Origin of the sequence: Enterococcus sp. DIV1083b, from assembly GCF_051713705.1 — a bacterium.
GTDB lineage: Bacteria > Bacillota > Bacilli > Lactobacillales > Enterococcaceae > Enterococcus_D > Enterococcus_D casseliflavus.
Map to the genome: position 1 here is coordinate 3,053,352 of NZ_JBIOQJ010000001.1, position 14,989 is coordinate 3,068,340.

Genomic DNA, 14,989 nt, shown 5'->3' on the forward strand with positions numbered 1-14,989 from the left:
ACATTCTTTGCCTCCTAGTCGTACGTCACCTGCATGCCGACTTCTAGTTTCGGCAGAACAGTTGGCGTTAAATAAATCGCACTTGAAAGCTGATCTTCAGCCGGCACTTCGTCAAAGACAAAGGTCACATGCTGGATCGTTTGCAGGATTTGGTTTACGACCGTCCCTACATATTGGACTTGATAGGTCTGATCACCAAAAGTGATCTGGTCCCCTTTTGTGACTACTAACGCTTGCGAATCAGGAATCGTTTGAATGACTGAATATTCTCGCAGTGTGTCGGTCGCTTCTTCCCCAAAAAAGATGATCATTCTTTCTTGCGAATCGATCGCTTGTGGACCGATTTCTTTGATCGTCCCTTTTTTCATATGACAAACTCCCCTTTCTATCTTCTTGTTTATTATAACATAAAGAGTTTTTCTACCCGCCCAAAACCGCATTCTATGGTAGAATTAAATAGGAATGAAACTATTAGGAGGTTTTTTTATGTTGCAAACGATTTATTTAGGTACGTACACTCGTCGCGAAAGTAAAGGGATCTATTCGATCGCTTTAGATACGGAAAAAGGAACACTGACCGATTTGACCTTATGCGCGGAAGAAAAAAGTCCGACTTATCTTGCCCGCAGTAAAAAAGAAGCAGTTTACAGCGTCACAGAAGTAGATGGCAACGGCGGCGCAGCTGCTTATACCCCAGACTTTACCTTGCTGAATACCGCAACGGAAGAAGGCGCACCACTTTGCTATGTAGCAGTTGATGAAACCCGTCAGCTTTTATATGGTGCCAACTACCATAAAGGTGAAGTGAATGTTTATAAAATTCTAGAGGATGGCAGCATCGAAGCAACGGACAGCATCTACCATGATGAACCCGTCGGCTCTCATGAAAACCAAGACAAACCTCATGTCCACTATACTGACTTAACACCAGACCAACGTTTAGCAGTTTGTGACCTTGGAACAGACCGGGTATATACTTATGATATTTCAGAAGATGGCAAACTGACAGAAGTTGCCGTTTACGTGGCAAAAGACGGAACTGGTCCACGTCACTTGGTCTTCCATCCAACTAACCAATACGCTTACTTAGTGGGCGAATTAGACAGCTCATTGACTGTTTTACGCTACAATGAAGCAGATGGCAGTTTTGAGAAAATCCAAAAGGTGCCAACGATCCCTGCGGACTTTACGGATTTCAACAGTGGCGCTGCGGTACGTATCTCGAACGATGGCCGTTTTGTTTACAGCTCAAATCGCGGCCATAATTCAATCGCTGTTTTTGAAGTAACCGATGAAGGCGCTGGCCTGACTTTTGTTCAATCAATCTCGACTGAAGGCGACTTCCCTCGCGATTTCGATTTGGACCCGACAAACGATTATCTCGTTTGTGCCAACCAAAATTCTGATAACCTAACGTTATACAAACGCGATGAAGCCACTGGCAAATTGACTGTCTTAGAAAAAGACATCTACGCACCAGAATGTGTCTGCGTCTTATTCAAAAAATAAAGTTTTGGAGGATTCCCCCATGTTTGATAAAACACCAAAGGAACTTGTGCTCAAAGATTTTTCTAATATCTACAATAAATGTCAATCAACCTTTGAACTAGTGACGAGCCGCAAATACAATGAATCATTGGTCCTATTAACGACTGCAGAAACGTATGCGATCGCTGAAAAAGCCTATATTCGCTGCGATACTGCCAAAGAGCTGCAAACAGCGGAAGTCATTGCTTTCTTTGATGCTTTTGAGATCTATTATTTTGAATTAAAACAAGTCCTTTTTCATGATGACGATGATTTTGTTTCTTTAAAAAATCGTTTAGAAAAAATGAAAGACACTTACGAAGCATTGACAGCCTCATTTCATTTGTTATGATGAAATCAAATCAAATGTGAAAAAGGTGACGTTATGAACCAAGAACAAGTGTTGGATCGTTTACGAGAAGAATTGGCAATGCCGTTTTTCGAAGCAAAACTAGAAGACAAAGAGTATTCCGAAGAAGACTATCAACAAGTCAAAGCGGATTTGGTAAAATACTTTGATGACTATGTACGCAATGTAGAAAATTAAGAAACAGCCTGCGATGATTCCTTCATCGCAGGCTGTTTTACTGTTATAACGTCACTAGAAAGTTTTGATTCGTCGTAGCTTCGATTTGAGGATGCTGTTTTAAATAGTCAGCAATCAGTTCCGTCATATCGACTTGAATCTCACGAACGATTTTTTCGGCAGAAAACATGGCGTAGTTGCCGCCACCTACTGCACGGTATTGGTTAATGACGATCTCTAATTCTTGATCCATCGCAATGGCTTTTTCTTCAAAGTCCAAGCGGGTGATTCGCTGACCGACGGGTTGACTAAGATCGATCGTATACTCGATGCCTTCATACATATCGTAGTTATAATATTGCGGTTTTGGCTCAATAAAAGCAGGATTGAAGACGATCTGACCGTCAACAACGGCTAAATAATCCGCCGTTTGTTCTAAAGCGGCTTTTAATTCGGCACCTGTTATTTTGACTACAGCTAACGTATTTGGGTAAATATAATTAGTGATCACATCTCGCATCGTGATGGTTGCGCCAAAGCCTTTGCCCTCATTGTTGAAAAGAGCAGTACCAGAAATTTTGGCACCGCTGGCAGCCATCTGAACACGATTGATAAATTCAATATAAGGGTGCTCTTTCAAGCGTGCCCCCATCGGATCGGTGATTCGCATATCCCCACTGACTTTGCCTAACGGCTGATCTAGCCAGGTTTGTAATTCTTCTTCGATGGGTGCTAACAAAGCCAACGTCTCTTGATCTGGGACAGCATCTGCAACAGGGATCAACGCAGCCGTACTGTTTGTGACATGAACCCCTGTCTGATTTTTTTCAACCGTCAATTCGATGGCGCCGATAAAGCTTCCACGATAACCGGGCTGTACAACGGGGACACCATTGATTTTTGTGGCGATCTCACGGTGCTGGTGTCCTGTGAAGAACGCATCGATTCCTGAGACTTCTTGCAATAATTGATAGCCCTCATTTTCACCAGTCAATAATTCGGTCGGTTCTCCAGTGACTAAATCACGCTCGAAGCCGCCATGGTAGCTGACGACAACGATATCGGCTTTTTCTCTTAAGTAAGGCACATAGTTTTTCGCTGTCTCAACGATGCTGACAAACTGCATCCCGCGAATCGTCGCAGGCTGTTCCCAATGAGGAATATATGGCGTCACCATTCCTAAGATCGCGATCTTTACCCCTTCTTTTTCAATGATGGTGTAAGCTTGGCCAAAGAATGGTTCTCCCGCTTCATTTAAAATATTCGCTGCGAGTACTGGTGTTTGGTAGCTGGCGATCGCTTCTTGCAAATAAGGCAGACCGTAGTTGAACTCATGATTGCCTAAGACATGGACATCAACGTCCAGGTGGTTGACGACAGCGGTCAATGCGGCAACGGAGTGCTGGCTTTTGGCGATGTAATAGCTTAAGGGCGAGCCTTGGATAAAGTCGCCATTTTCGATCGTTACGACCGGTCCGGTGGCTGCTTGACGTAGCTCTTTCATTTTGGTAGCAATTTTTGCCACGCCGAATCCTTGTTCCGTGTCATCGGCAAAATTGGTTGGATAGACATAGCCATGCATATCGCTCGTTTCTAAAAACGTGATTTTCATTCAAAAGACTCCTTTTCCCCTCAATAGACCAAAAGGGCATGCGCATAAGTCGAAAACCCTCGAAAGCTAGCATTTTCTGCTTCCTTGTGTCTTCAAACCTTATGGCACAAACCCTTTTGTCTTTCATTCTCAGGTGTTTCCCTGATTATACCCTATTTTGACGAAGAAATTCAGAATTATTGGTTCCAAGCATCTTCTAATTGTGGTTTTGCGTTTTCAATCAATTGATCGACATCTTGATCTGTATTAGACAAAATGTTTTCCATGATTGAACGCATTTCATTGTAAGCAGGATCAGCATTTTCAATCACTGGGATCGAGAACAATTCTTTGGTTGCATCTTCTAATTTGGCAGCGACTTTTGTTTCAGGATTGTTTTTGTATTCATCGCTTTCCAAAACAGATTCAACAACTGGCATGTAGCCGGTATCGATCGCCCATGTTTTTTGCGCTTCTGGCGAAGTTAAGTATTTCATGTATTCAAAAGCAGCGGTGCGTTGCTCTGGTGTTGCGCTGTTGAACATATACAAGTCAGTTCCTTGTTGCAAGTTGATTGGTTCTGGACGAGCTGCTACGTCATATTCAAATTTGCCTTCGGTATCTTTTTTAACAAAGCCTTCCCCTGCGATTGAGCCGACATACATTGCGACTTGCTCATTGGCAAATGGTCCAGACAAGTATTGATCAGAACCAGCGATTCGGAAGTAGCCGTCTTTGACACCATCTAGGTAGTAGTTGATGACTTCTTTTGATTCATCGCTGTCTAATTGCAAGTCTTTGTCAAAATCAACACCTTGGTTTTTCATTGCAATGGCGTAGTAGTTGTTTAATGAGTCAAAACCAGCACCTACGACTTCACCGTTTGATTTTTCATAGATTTCTTGAGAAGCTTCTTTTAATTCTTCAAGGTTTGTTGGTACGTCAATACCATACTCGTCTAACATTTCTGCATTGTAGAACAGCATTTCTGTTGATTTGTTGAAAGGAATCCCGTATTGCACGCCGTCGATTTGTGCACCTTCTAAAAGGGCACTGCGGATCTCTTCTTGGTCACCCCAACCGATAGTATCATCGTTGATGTATTCGCCAAGGTCAACTAGCATGTCATCTTGGGCAGCATTCCATAACCAACCAGGATATGCTTGGGTGATAGTTGGCAGATCTTTTGGTGAAGGCAAGGTTGAATTCACCTTTGCTTGCAAATCAGAGTAGCTTGATTGGTTCTGCAATTCGATCTTGATGTTTGGATTTTCGTCCATGAATTGCTCGGTCAATTTCGTCAATGATTCTTCTTGCGCACCATTCATTGCATGCCAAAAGGTGACAGTCGTATCTTCGCTTAGTTCTGTAACGATTTCATCACTTTCCGTAGAACCAGATGAATCGTTGTTGTTTCCACAAGCCCCTAATACCAATGTCGCGGCTGCAGCGGCTGCAAATGCAAGTTTCTTTGTTTTCATTTTTTCCTCTCCTCTATCACTCTAAAATAATTTTTTCACCGCGTTGCGGCAATATTCTTTCACCGTACGGATTCACCAGATTTTCTGGTTTCAGCGTATGGATTGGAACCAATCGTTGGGGCTCGATCCATGCAATGATCTGATCTAAATCAGCTGGTTTCGCATGTCCCGAGTTTGGCAAACGGACAAATTCGATCTCCAGTGCTGCCAATTGATCCAAAAAGACTTGATAAGCTGGATCAAAATCGCCTAACGGCTGCGCATCACTGTGAATATACAAACCACCCGTCTGCAAGTTTTCAAAATGCGCGACTGCTTGCCAAAGGTACTGGCTCGTGTCGGCACATAATGCCTGATAAGAAATGGCGAAGGCTGGATCGAGAGTCGCTGGTACTTGATCATCGATCGTATAGAACGGTACATCTTTATTGAAAATTTCTTTCAACAAAGCAGCTTGCGTCGCCTCTAAAACAACCGTCCGCGGCGCGGCTTCAACAAGCGCCATAAAGCGCTCGACATTGGCTGGATAGCCATTGAAGGTAATTTGTCGTTGGGGATTTTCTTTGACCAAACGTACGAAGGTCTCGATCAATTCTGTTTCACTTTCCACTGTGATCGCTTTGGGGTCCGGTTCTCTTTCTGGGAAGCTGATGCTGACCCCTTCCATCATCAATAGATCCGTGTGTTTGGCTAACTGGCAGAATTCTTTGGTACGCTCTGGATGATAGCCATGCAAACGCAAATCACCGGTATAAGCGATAAAATGATCCGGCGTGCGAATCAACAAAGCTGCCGCTCCATAAGCATCATGATCGACTGGAATGATCTCGACTTCAATTTCCCCGACTCGAATCACATCGTGAGGTTCTAAGCCGATCAATTCACGGACAAAGCTTTTTTCCTCATGAGGAACGGGCAGCAAGAAGTCCCCTTTTTGATTCAACACTTCGAGGATCGCTTTGGTTTCCTTCAAGGTGTACATAGGAATATTTGGGTCTAAAAAATTGATCATCTTGGAATGATCCAGATGGGCGTGGGAAAGAAAAACTGCTGTTTCTTGATATTCTTTCGTTTCGCTTCCTTGGTAGGTATAGTCTAAGCGTGGATCGTAGACATTTTTCAGTTCTGGTATCCAACGGTGGGAGACTAGCGTTTGTATTTCTTCATCTGGTAAGGGTGTTTCTGGATGATACTCCGAACCGAAGTCAAAAAAGATATGGGCATCTTTGTACGCAACTTCGATGACGGTCCCTCCAATCGTTAAGATCCCGCTATGAAAGGTAATCGTCGTTTTATCCTTTGATGCCATCTTTAGCCACTCCTTTGATAATTTCTTTTCTAAAGATCAAGTAAATGATCAGAATTGGAATGACGGTCAAGGTCGCTGCCGCCATCTGCAAATGAACATCGCTGCCGCTTTCTGTGGTAAAGGCAGCCAACCCATTATTTAAGAGGCGGTATTTTTTCTCATTGGTCACTAACAACGGCCATAAGAAAGAATTCCAGCTAGAGATGAACGTCAAGATCCCGACTGTCACTAAGGCTGGTTTTGACATAGGGATCAAAATCCGGCGGATATAAGCTAGGTCGCTGGCACCGTCAATTTTGGCTGCCTTATAAAAGGTATTGGAAATACTTTGTAAATAGCCATTTAAATAATAGATGTAAAAAATACTAGTCAGAAAGGGAATGATCAAGGCACTATACGTATTCAATAAGCCCATTCGCGCAATCGTATTGTAATTGGTGAAAATGATCGATTCATAAGGAACCATCAATAATGAGATCATCAATCCAATAACTAACCGTTTGTATTTGAATTCAAGACTAGTCAATGCAAAGGCAGCTAGAATCGCTGTGATCAGCGTCGCGATAGTCGTCACCGCAGAAACGAAGACCGTATTAAAGAAGTAGCGTAAAAACGGTGCTCGGGTAAAGACTTCCCCGTAGTTGCTCCACTGGAAAGACTCCGGCATGATCGTCGGTGGAATACTGGTTGCTTCACTGTAGGTCATTAGACCAGCTAAAATCATATAGACAAAGGGAAACAGCGTGATCACTGCTAAAATTGCTAAAAACAGCATCGAAACAATCGTGACAATTTTTTTCATTCGTTTATTCGCCCACTTTCTTCAAAAGTTTATTTTGGATAAAGGTGACGAGCAAAATAATGATGAACAAGATCACGGTTGCCGCCATTGCAATCCCCGGACGTCCGGCGATATGGAATTTGTCATAAATATAAAAGACTGCCGTGGTTGCACTGCGGGCGATCCCTGGCTGGCCGCCAAACAAGGCATATACTTGGGTATAGACTTTAAAGGCACTGATCAGATTGACCGTCAACAAGAAAGCAAAAGTTGGGATCAATTGCGGAAAGGTGATTTTCCGAAAAATCTCGCCATCGGTAGCGCCAAACATTTTTGCGATTTTATAGTGTTCTTTGTCGATGTTGCGCATTCCTGCCAACAAGATAATAATGTTGAAAGCGAGGCTCGTCCAAACGCCGAAGATGATCAAGGTCGTCATACTCATATTGACGTTATCTAGCCAGTTGACTGGCGCAATGCCGACAAGACTCAACAAATAGTTGATGATCCCGTAAGAGCCATTGAAAAAGTAGCGAAACACGATCCCGATGGCAATCGTACTCGTGACATAAGGCATAAAAAAGATCGTTTCAAAAAAACTTTTGTATTTGACTTTTTCAAAAATGATCCACGCAATCGCTAAAGAAAGGATCAACGCGATCGGTACGACCGCAAAAGCAAAGAGCGCCGTATTTTGCAGTGCTCGAAAGAATACGGGGTCCGTTAAAACCCTTTGATAGTTCTCAAGCCCAGCATACTGTTGGTTAATCAAGGTTCCTTTTTGGAAACTCATGATGAAGGAACGAAACAGCGGATATACACTGAATAAGAAAATAATGACCAATGAAGGCAGTAAAAACAGCCATGCTTTCGGTTGGTTCTCAGGGTTATAATTTTTTTTGAACATTAGTAGACCCGCTCTCCTTTTTCATCAAAGATAAAGGCTTTTTTGTAATGAAAATCAAATGACACTTGCGCGCCTTCTTCAATGATCTCTTCAATACTAACGATCGATTTCATATGTTTTGCAGCCAGATCAAAGTTCAAGATTCGTTCTCGTCCGATCAGCTCTACACTCTTGATTTCTGTTTGGAACAAACCTGCTTGCAAGGTGGTCAGCACATCTTCTGGACGAATACCTAACGTATATTGGCCGTCTGTCAATGGTTTTTTGAAGCGAATGTCAGTAAAGCGGTCAACCGGGATCGTAAACGCTGGATGGATCATTTGGCCCTCTTTGACTTCTACTGGCAAGATGTTGATGATTGGATTACCAATAAATTTCGCTACGAAAAGATTGTTTGGTTCTAAGTAAAGGTTTTGCGGATCATCATTTTGTTGAATGATCCCTTCGTTCATCAAGATGATCTTATCACTGATAGAAAGAGCTTCTTCTTGGTCATGGGTCACGAAGATCGTAGTGATTCCCACTTCTTTGACTAACCGACGGATCTCTTCACGAATCTTCAAGCGCAAACGGGCATCTAAGTTACTCAATGGTTCATCCAGCAGTAAGACTTCTGGACTTTGCACCAAAGCACGAGTAATGGCGACCCGTTGCTGCTGTCCGCCAGAAAGGGTTCCTGGTTTTTTCTGACTTAATTCTTCAATATTGGTCAGTTTCATGAACTTTTCAGCAATTTTCTGTGCTTCGTTTTTCTTGATCTTTTTCTCTCCGACTGTCAGTGGAAACATGACATTTTCTAACACAGTCATATGGGGATAAAGGGCATAATTCTGAAAAACAAACCCGATATTGCGGTCTTTTGGCTCGGTCTTAACAACGGAAGAACCATTAAAGCGGATATCGCCATCGGTGGGACTCAACAACCCCGCGATCAAATTCAATATCGTCGATTTCCCACAACCACTTGGTCCCAACAAACAAACCAAATCGCCTTTTTCTATTGTAAAATCTACTGCTTTCAAGGCTTCAAACTTATTATCGAAAACCTTCTTCAACCCGACTACTTCTATCAAAACTGCCCCTCCATTTTCTCTTTTTCCTCCGAATAGTTGACTGGCATTTCAAGTCACAAAAAAAACGAACTCTTGATGTTTCGGTCAAACGCTCAAAGAAATTCGATTTTAATCATAACAAACGAATGTTTTTATTCGATACCATTATTGTAAATGTTTTGTAAAAATCAATGGGAATTATGAAAGAATTTTTAATTAATTTACCTAATAATGAGAAAACAATGAGTGACTCAAAGGGGAATCTACCCGCTAATCCCGAACATTTCGTCAATTTTCGAAAATTTTCATGAAAAAATGAATGAATTTTATCAAATATACGTAGCTGTGTATAATAACACTATTTTTACACTTCTTTTTTATCAAAAAACACCTTATTAATTGTTTATTAAAAAAGCCAGTATTTCTCTGATTAAAATAACAAAAAAAGGACGTTTTTCCCAAAGAAAACAATCGTCCTTTTTTTCCTTCAGTTATTCGACTTCATCGATCGTCAGCGTCAGCAATTTCGTTGAAACTTGCTCAAGAAAATAACGGTCGTGTTCAATGATCAGCATAGAAGGCTCCACCAAATGGATCACTTCCTCTAATTGCTTCTGATTGAAGACGTCCAAATAATTTAGCGGTTCATCCCAGATAAACAATTCTGCTGGTGTCGCTAATGATTTGGCTAGTTCCACGCGTTTACGCTGCCCCATGCTCATTTGCTGGATCGGCGTTTGAAAGACAGCTCTTTCCAAGCCAAGCTTTTTTAAGTTATTTAGCAGATCTTGATAATTCAAGCTATGCTCTTGGGCAAATTCTGTCAGCATCCCACGGTTGTCCTCATAATTTTGCCGAACGTAACTAATAGTGATCCCATGGGCTGTTTTGATCGTCCCTGTCTGCTGTCCATCGAAGGTGCCTAAAATACTCGCAATCAAACTGGACTTGCCAGATCCGTTGGCCCCTTGAATCCCCAAGCGCTCTTTTTGACGGATCGCAAACGTCAGCGGTTTAAACAATGGCTTCTCATAGCCGAGCTGAAAATGCTCTGCTTCCAGCAACACGTCATGATGGCTAACAAGCGGGGTCATTTTCAGCGGATCGATCCACTCAATGTCTTTTAACAACGCAGACTTATCTTGAATTTGATCTTCCATCCGTTTAACGATCGCTTTCGAGCGCTTCATGGTCCGTGCCGCTCGGGCACCGATCGCCCCCGTATCATAGATTGCCCCACTGCCTTTTTTGGTCGGCGACCCTAATTTGTCCCGTTCGCGTCCTCGGGACCACTCCGCTTTCTCGGCTGCCGTCTGCTTCAAACGACCGATTTCTTTTTTCAACTTGCTGTTTTGTTCTTGTTCATACGCATCTTTTTGCTGCTTTTGCAGCTCATAGACTGAATAATTCCCTTTGTACAGCACCAAGCGGCTTTTTTCGATCGCCAATACATGATCGACGACTTCATCGACAAACTGTCGATCATGGCTCACAACGATAAACCCGGTTTTTTGCTGCAAATAGCGGGCAACATGTTCGCGAGCGGTCACATCCAAATGGTTGGTCGGTTCATCGATCAAAGGAAAATTCTCTTCATCAACGAACAACCGCGCCAATAGGACTTTCGTTTGCTCGCCGCCAGATAAAGTGGCAAAGGGCCGCCAAAGCACTTCTGGATCAAGCTGCAGCAGGTTCAATTCCCGTTCCAAACGCCACTGCTCAAATTCACCGGATTCTTGTAAAACAAAAAGCGTCAGTTGCTGATCGTCAGCGACGGTTAAGGGAAAATAAACGAATTGCTGCTCATGGGTGATCGAGCCGCTATAAGGCAATTCATTGAGCAGCAAACGTAGCAAGGTCGTTTTGCCGCGACCATTTCTGCCAATCAACCCTAATTTCCATTGTGTATCAAGGTTCAAGTTGGCATCCTCAAAAAGCAACCGTTCTTGGCTGTCAAAGCCAAAAGTTAAATGATTAATACTGATATTCGACATAAATATACCTCGTCTCTATTCACGGAATAGAGTAGACCTAAAGCTATTTTCAGAATCAGTTTTTAGAGGCACACAAAAAGATCCCCCATCGAAAAAGTCAACCAATCCTGAAAATCTGCAGACTATCCCCTTGGAGGAACAGTTTCATGCAGCTTTCAACAAATTGGTTATTTTTTCAATGGAGGATCCCTCATTTCGTTTAATAGTGCCCTAAGTATAGCATTGATCGGCAAAAAAGCGCAAGTTCAGTACCCCTGCTGCTTTTTCTTTATATTTTATTCACAAACTAAACCCGTTATCGCTGGAAACGTTTCATTAAAAAACACTTGAAACACAAAAAAACCATCAGGTTGGTTAGTCCTGATGGCAAAAGGAGTAAAATGAAAAATAAAAAGGTTGTTGGTTGTGAATTCATTATACCTCCGATAAAAAAATTTTACATGTGAAAAACATAACAGTTAAATTAAATAACTCTTGTTTAACTTGAATGTTTATCATTTTTTTAACAATAAAGCCGTCATCCGTTGAATGGCAAAAGAAATTTCGTCGGTTGCTTCATCTTGCTTGGCTTCTGCCGCATCAAAGGCTTCTTGGTCGATTTTGTTATCGAGACTCAAAATCATCTCATCACAGCCAGCAACATATTTCATATACGCCCGTTCGAATTTTTTATGGATCCCCATCACATTCGCTGGGGGACGCAATTTGCTGATTTTTTCCAGCATCAAGCGGTATTTGTCCGTGCCTTCTTTAAAAATTCTGGTAATCTCAGCTAGCCGCTCAGGTGTTACCTCGGCTTCTTTCTTCTCGTCGATCGCTTTGCGGATCTCTTCATAATTGGGATTCATTTTCTCCCCGATCGCTTCTGTTTCTTTGACAAGATCGTTGATTGTTTGTACATAAAAACCTAAGTTTGGTCGCACAGTGGGTCCCCTACTTTCTTTGTTATTATCTCCTATTTTACCGTTTCTTACTGCAAATGAAAAGGTCAAGTAACAGCCGCAGGGTTTATCGAAAATAAACCAGCAAAAAAAGGCCTGCTGCCCAGAGAGAAGGACAGCAGACCATTGATTGTTTTTCCGTTTATTTTTGGCTTATTTGCGTCCCATTGCTCGTTGGATCGCTTTGACGATCTCAACGACTGGAATGATCGCAAAGGAGGCGCCTAAAACGATGCCCCATTGATACAAGTCAAGGTGTGCAACACGGAAGATATCATTTAATCCTGGCACGATGAAGATCACCAGCATCAACGCAAAGGACAACAGGATCGCCCAGTTGAAGGCTTTGTTTCTAAATGCCCCTACTTTAAAGAGCGACTGATGGATCGATTTGACGTTGAAGGCATGGAACAACTGCATCAATCCTAACGTGGCAAAGGCCATCGTTAAGGCATCGGCATGGATCGCATCGTACGTATTGTGAACGGGCCATTGGATCGCTGACCAATAAACGAACAGCACGGTTGCCGCTTCTAAGATCCCTTGGTAGATGATACTGCTCATTACACCACCAGAGAAGAAGTTGGAACTGCGTCCCCGCGGTGCATGTTTCATTAGATCTTTTTCAGCAGGCTCCATTCCTAAAGCAATTGCTGGGAAGGTATCCGTTACTAGGTTGATCCAAAGCAAGTGGATCGGCAATAGCGAGTCCCAACCCCACAAGGTTGCTAGGAACAAGGTCAAAACTTCCCCTAGGTTAGCGGCTAGCAAGTATTGAATCGCTTTTTGAATATTGGAGAAGACTTTTCGTCCTTCTTCCACTGCTACGACGATCGTAGCGAAGTTATCATCTGCTAGGACCATATCGGAAGCACCTTTAGAAACTTCGGTACCTGTGATCCCCATGCCGACACCAATATCGGCTTGCTTCAGTGATGGTGCATCGTTGACCCCGTCACCAGTCATGGCAACGACTTTGCCTTCTTGTTGCCAAGCTTTGACGATGCGAACTTTATGTTCCGGTGATACCCGTGCATAGACTGAGTAGTTCGCTACCTTTTGGGCAAACTCTTCTTCGCTCATTTTATTGAGTTCAGCGCCAGTCAAGACGGCATCATCATCGCCCGGTTTGATGATCCCTAAACGTCCCGCAATGGCTTCAGCTGTATCACGGTGGTCTCCGGTGATCATGATTGGACGAATCCCAGCTTCTTTGGCTAAACGTACCGCATCGGCTGCTTCTGCCCGTTCTGGGTCGATCATTCCGACTAAGCCAGCAAAGACCAAATCATTTTCGACGATTTCTGATTCTAAGTTTTCTGGCACTTGGTCTACATATTTGTAGGCCATCCCCAATACCCGCAGTGCTTGTTTTGCCATATCGGTATTGTTGAATAAGATTTTTTCTTTTTCTTCATTGGTCATCGGCAGCTCTTGGCCGTCCAATAGTACTTTTGAGGTTCTGCCTAGCAAGACATCTGGTGCGCCTTTGACAGCAACTAAATAGCGACCGTCTTCTTGTTGGTGGATCGTACTCATAAGTTTTCGGTCAGAATCAAATGGCAGATCTGCTACCCGTGGCTCTTGATTGACAAGATCCCGCACATGGAATCCTTGATCCATCCCGAATTGCACCAATGCGGTCTCGGTCGGATCACCGATCAAGTTGCCTTCTTCACCAAATTTTGTATCATTGGCAAAGTTCATGACTTTTAATGCCATGTTGTCTAACGGAATATCTTCTGAAGCAGCATGTTGCTTGTCATTGACATACAATTTTTCCACGGTCATTTGATTCAAGGTCAACGTACCAGTTTTATCAGAAGCGATAATATCGGTTGCCCCAAGGGTTTCAACCGCTGGCAATTTACGGATCACTGCATTTCGTTTCGCCATTACTTGCGTACCTAAGGCTAAGATGATCGTTACGATCGCTGGTAGCCCTTCTGGGATCGCCGCTACTGCTAATGAGATCGACGTCAATAGCATGTCGACCCATGACGTATTGTTAAAGATCGTTCCAACAAAGAACATGACCACTGCAATGATAATGATGGCGATCGTCAGGAATTTTCCTAGTTCATTTAAGTTACGCTTCAACGGTGTTTCGGTTTCTTGGGCGCTAGCCAGCATACCAGCGATTTTCCCAACTTCAGTTCCCATCCCTGTATTGACTACGACCCCTTTGCCGCGACCATAGGTCACATTACTGTTTGAATAGGCCATATTGACGCGATCGCCGATCCCGACATCCGTCCCTTCGATGACGGTCAATTCTTTTTCGACTGGTACGGACTCACCGGTCAAAGCAGCTTCTTCAATTTTTAAAGAACTTGCTTCTAAAAGGCGTAAATCTGCCGGTACGACATCGCCAGCTTCTAATAGGACAATATCCCCCGGCACCAATTCATCGCTCTTGATGGTGACGGTATGACCATTACGCAACACATTGGCATTTGGTGTAGACATTTCTCTTAGTGCTTCGATCGCCTGCTCCGCCTTCGCCTCTTGAACGACACCCATGATCGCGTTGATAATGACAACTGCTAAAATAATAATTGAGTCCACGACTTCATGGGAAACGACTGCTGAGATAATCGCCGCCGCTAGCAAAACAATGATCATCAAATCTTTGAATTGTTCAAAGAATTTTTGTACCATCGATTTCTTTTTGCCTTCTTCTAATTCGTTGGGACCGTACTCAGATAAGCGTTTTTGTGCTTCATCGTTCGTTAATCCATTGGCATCTGTTTGCATTTCTTCCAGAACATACTGCGCTTCTTGCGCATAAAACGCCTGCGATAGCTGTTCCTTTTTGTTTTCTTCTGACATGTTTCTCCTCCTTTTATATTTACTCTTCCTTTATTGTACATGATATGA

The 14,989-nt window shown here is 43.0% G+C and carries 13 protein-coding genes; 3 read left to right on the forward strand and 10 right to left on the reverse strand.

Translation table 11 applies throughout. The features are described from left to right. Window positions 1–14: 14 nt before the first annotated feature. Window positions 15–368 (reverse strand): PTS glucitol/sorbitol transporter subunit IIA, encoded by a 354-nt coding sequence (locus IGI69_RS14330; RefSeq protein ID WP_005228025.1) that lies wholly within the window; start codon window positions 366–368, stop codon window positions 15–17. Between the two features lie 118 nt (window positions 369–486). Between IGI69_RS14330 and IGI69_RS14335 the strand changes: the two genes are divergently transcribed. Genes IGI69_RS14335 through IGI69_RS14345 form a run of 3 tightly spaced genes read left to right on the forward strand, consistent with a single transcriptional unit; the run spans window position 487 to window position 2,074 of the window. Then, on the forward strand, window positions 487–1,509 hold the full coding sequence (locus IGI69_RS14335; protein WP_438741264.1) for a lactonase family protein: 1,023 nt from the start codon (window positions 487–489) through the stop codon (window positions 1,507–1,509). A 19-nt stretch (window positions 1,510–1,528) separates the two neighbouring features. Next, entirely contained in the window at window positions 1,529–1,879 is a 351-nt protein-coding gene (locus IGI69_RS14340; protein ID WP_005233740.1) for a hypothetical protein, read from the forward strand. Window positions 1,880–1,912: 33 nt separating this feature from the next. Then, window positions 1,913–2,074: a hypothetical protein gene (locus IGI69_RS14345; protein WP_005228019.1), complete on the forward strand. Its 162-nt coding sequence runs from the start codon at window positions 1,913–1,915 to the stop codon at window positions 2,072–2,074. A 43-nt stretch (window positions 2,075–2,117) separates the two neighbouring features. Here the strand turns inward: IGI69_RS14345 and IGI69_RS14350 are convergent, their stop codons facing one another. From IGI69_RS14350 to IGI69_RS14390, 9 genes are all read right to left on the reverse strand, one after another. Then, window positions 2,118–3,665 carry a bifunctional metallophosphatase/5'-nucleotidase gene (locus IGI69_RS14350; RefSeq protein ID WP_074934084.1) on the reverse strand — a complete coding sequence of 516 codons (1,548 nt, stop codon included), beginning with the start codon at window positions 3,663–3,665 and terminating at the stop codon, window positions 2,118–2,120. Window positions 3,666–3,841: 176 nt separating this feature from the next. Next, entirely contained in the window at window positions 3,842–5,125 is a 1,284-nt protein-coding gene (locus tag IGI69_RS14355) for an ABC transporter substrate-binding protein (protein ID WP_438741269.1), read from the reverse strand. Between the two features lie 16 nt (window positions 5,126–5,141). Continuing rightward, window positions 5,142–6,434: an MBL fold metallo-hydrolase gene (locus IGI69_RS14360; protein ID WP_438741271.1), complete on the reverse strand. Its 1,293-nt coding sequence runs from the start codon at window positions 6,432–6,434 to the stop codon at window positions 5,142–5,144. After that, window positions 6,418–7,236 carry a carbohydrate ABC transporter permease gene (locus IGI69_RS14365; protein ID WP_005228015.1) on the reverse strand — a complete coding sequence of 273 codons (819 nt, stop codon included), beginning with the start codon at window positions 7,234–7,236 and terminating at the stop codon, window positions 6,418–6,420. The genes IGI69_RS14360 and IGI69_RS14365 overlap by 17 nt, the downstream gene beginning before the upstream one ends. A gap of 4 nt (window positions 7,237–7,240) precedes the next feature. Beyond that, the gene (locus IGI69_RS14370) at window positions 7,241–8,122 is read right to left on the reverse strand and encodes a carbohydrate ABC transporter permease (RefSeq protein WP_438741273.1); all 882 of its coding nucleotides are present in this window, start codon (window positions 8,120–8,122) and stop codon (window positions 7,241–7,243) included. Further along, window positions 8,122–9,195: an ABC transporter ATP-binding protein gene (locus tag IGI69_RS14375; protein ID WP_060791542.1), complete on the reverse strand. Its 1,074-nt coding sequence runs from the start codon at window positions 9,193–9,195 to the stop codon at window positions 8,122–8,124. The genes IGI69_RS14370 and IGI69_RS14375 overlap by 1 nt, the downstream gene beginning before the upstream one ends. Window positions 9,196–9,665: 470 nt before the next feature. Then, a complete protein-coding gene (gene abc-f, locus IGI69_RS14380; protein WP_438741275.1) occupies window positions 9,666–11,168 on the reverse strand; it encodes a ribosomal protection-like ABC-F family protein in 1,503 nt (500 codons plus the stop codon). Window positions 11,169–11,662: 494 nt separating this feature from the next. After that, entirely contained in the window at window positions 11,663–12,091 is a 429-nt protein-coding gene (locus IGI69_RS14385; RefSeq protein ID WP_005228008.1) for a hypothetical protein, read from the reverse strand. Window positions 12,092–12,262: 171 nt separating this feature from the next. Continuing rightward, window positions 12,263–14,941 (reverse strand): cation-translocating P-type ATPase, encoded by a 2,679-nt coding sequence (locus IGI69_RS14390; RefSeq protein ID WP_438741277.1) that lies wholly within the window; start codon window positions 14,939–14,941, stop codon window positions 12,263–12,265. Window positions 14,942–14,989: the final 48 nt, after the last annotated feature.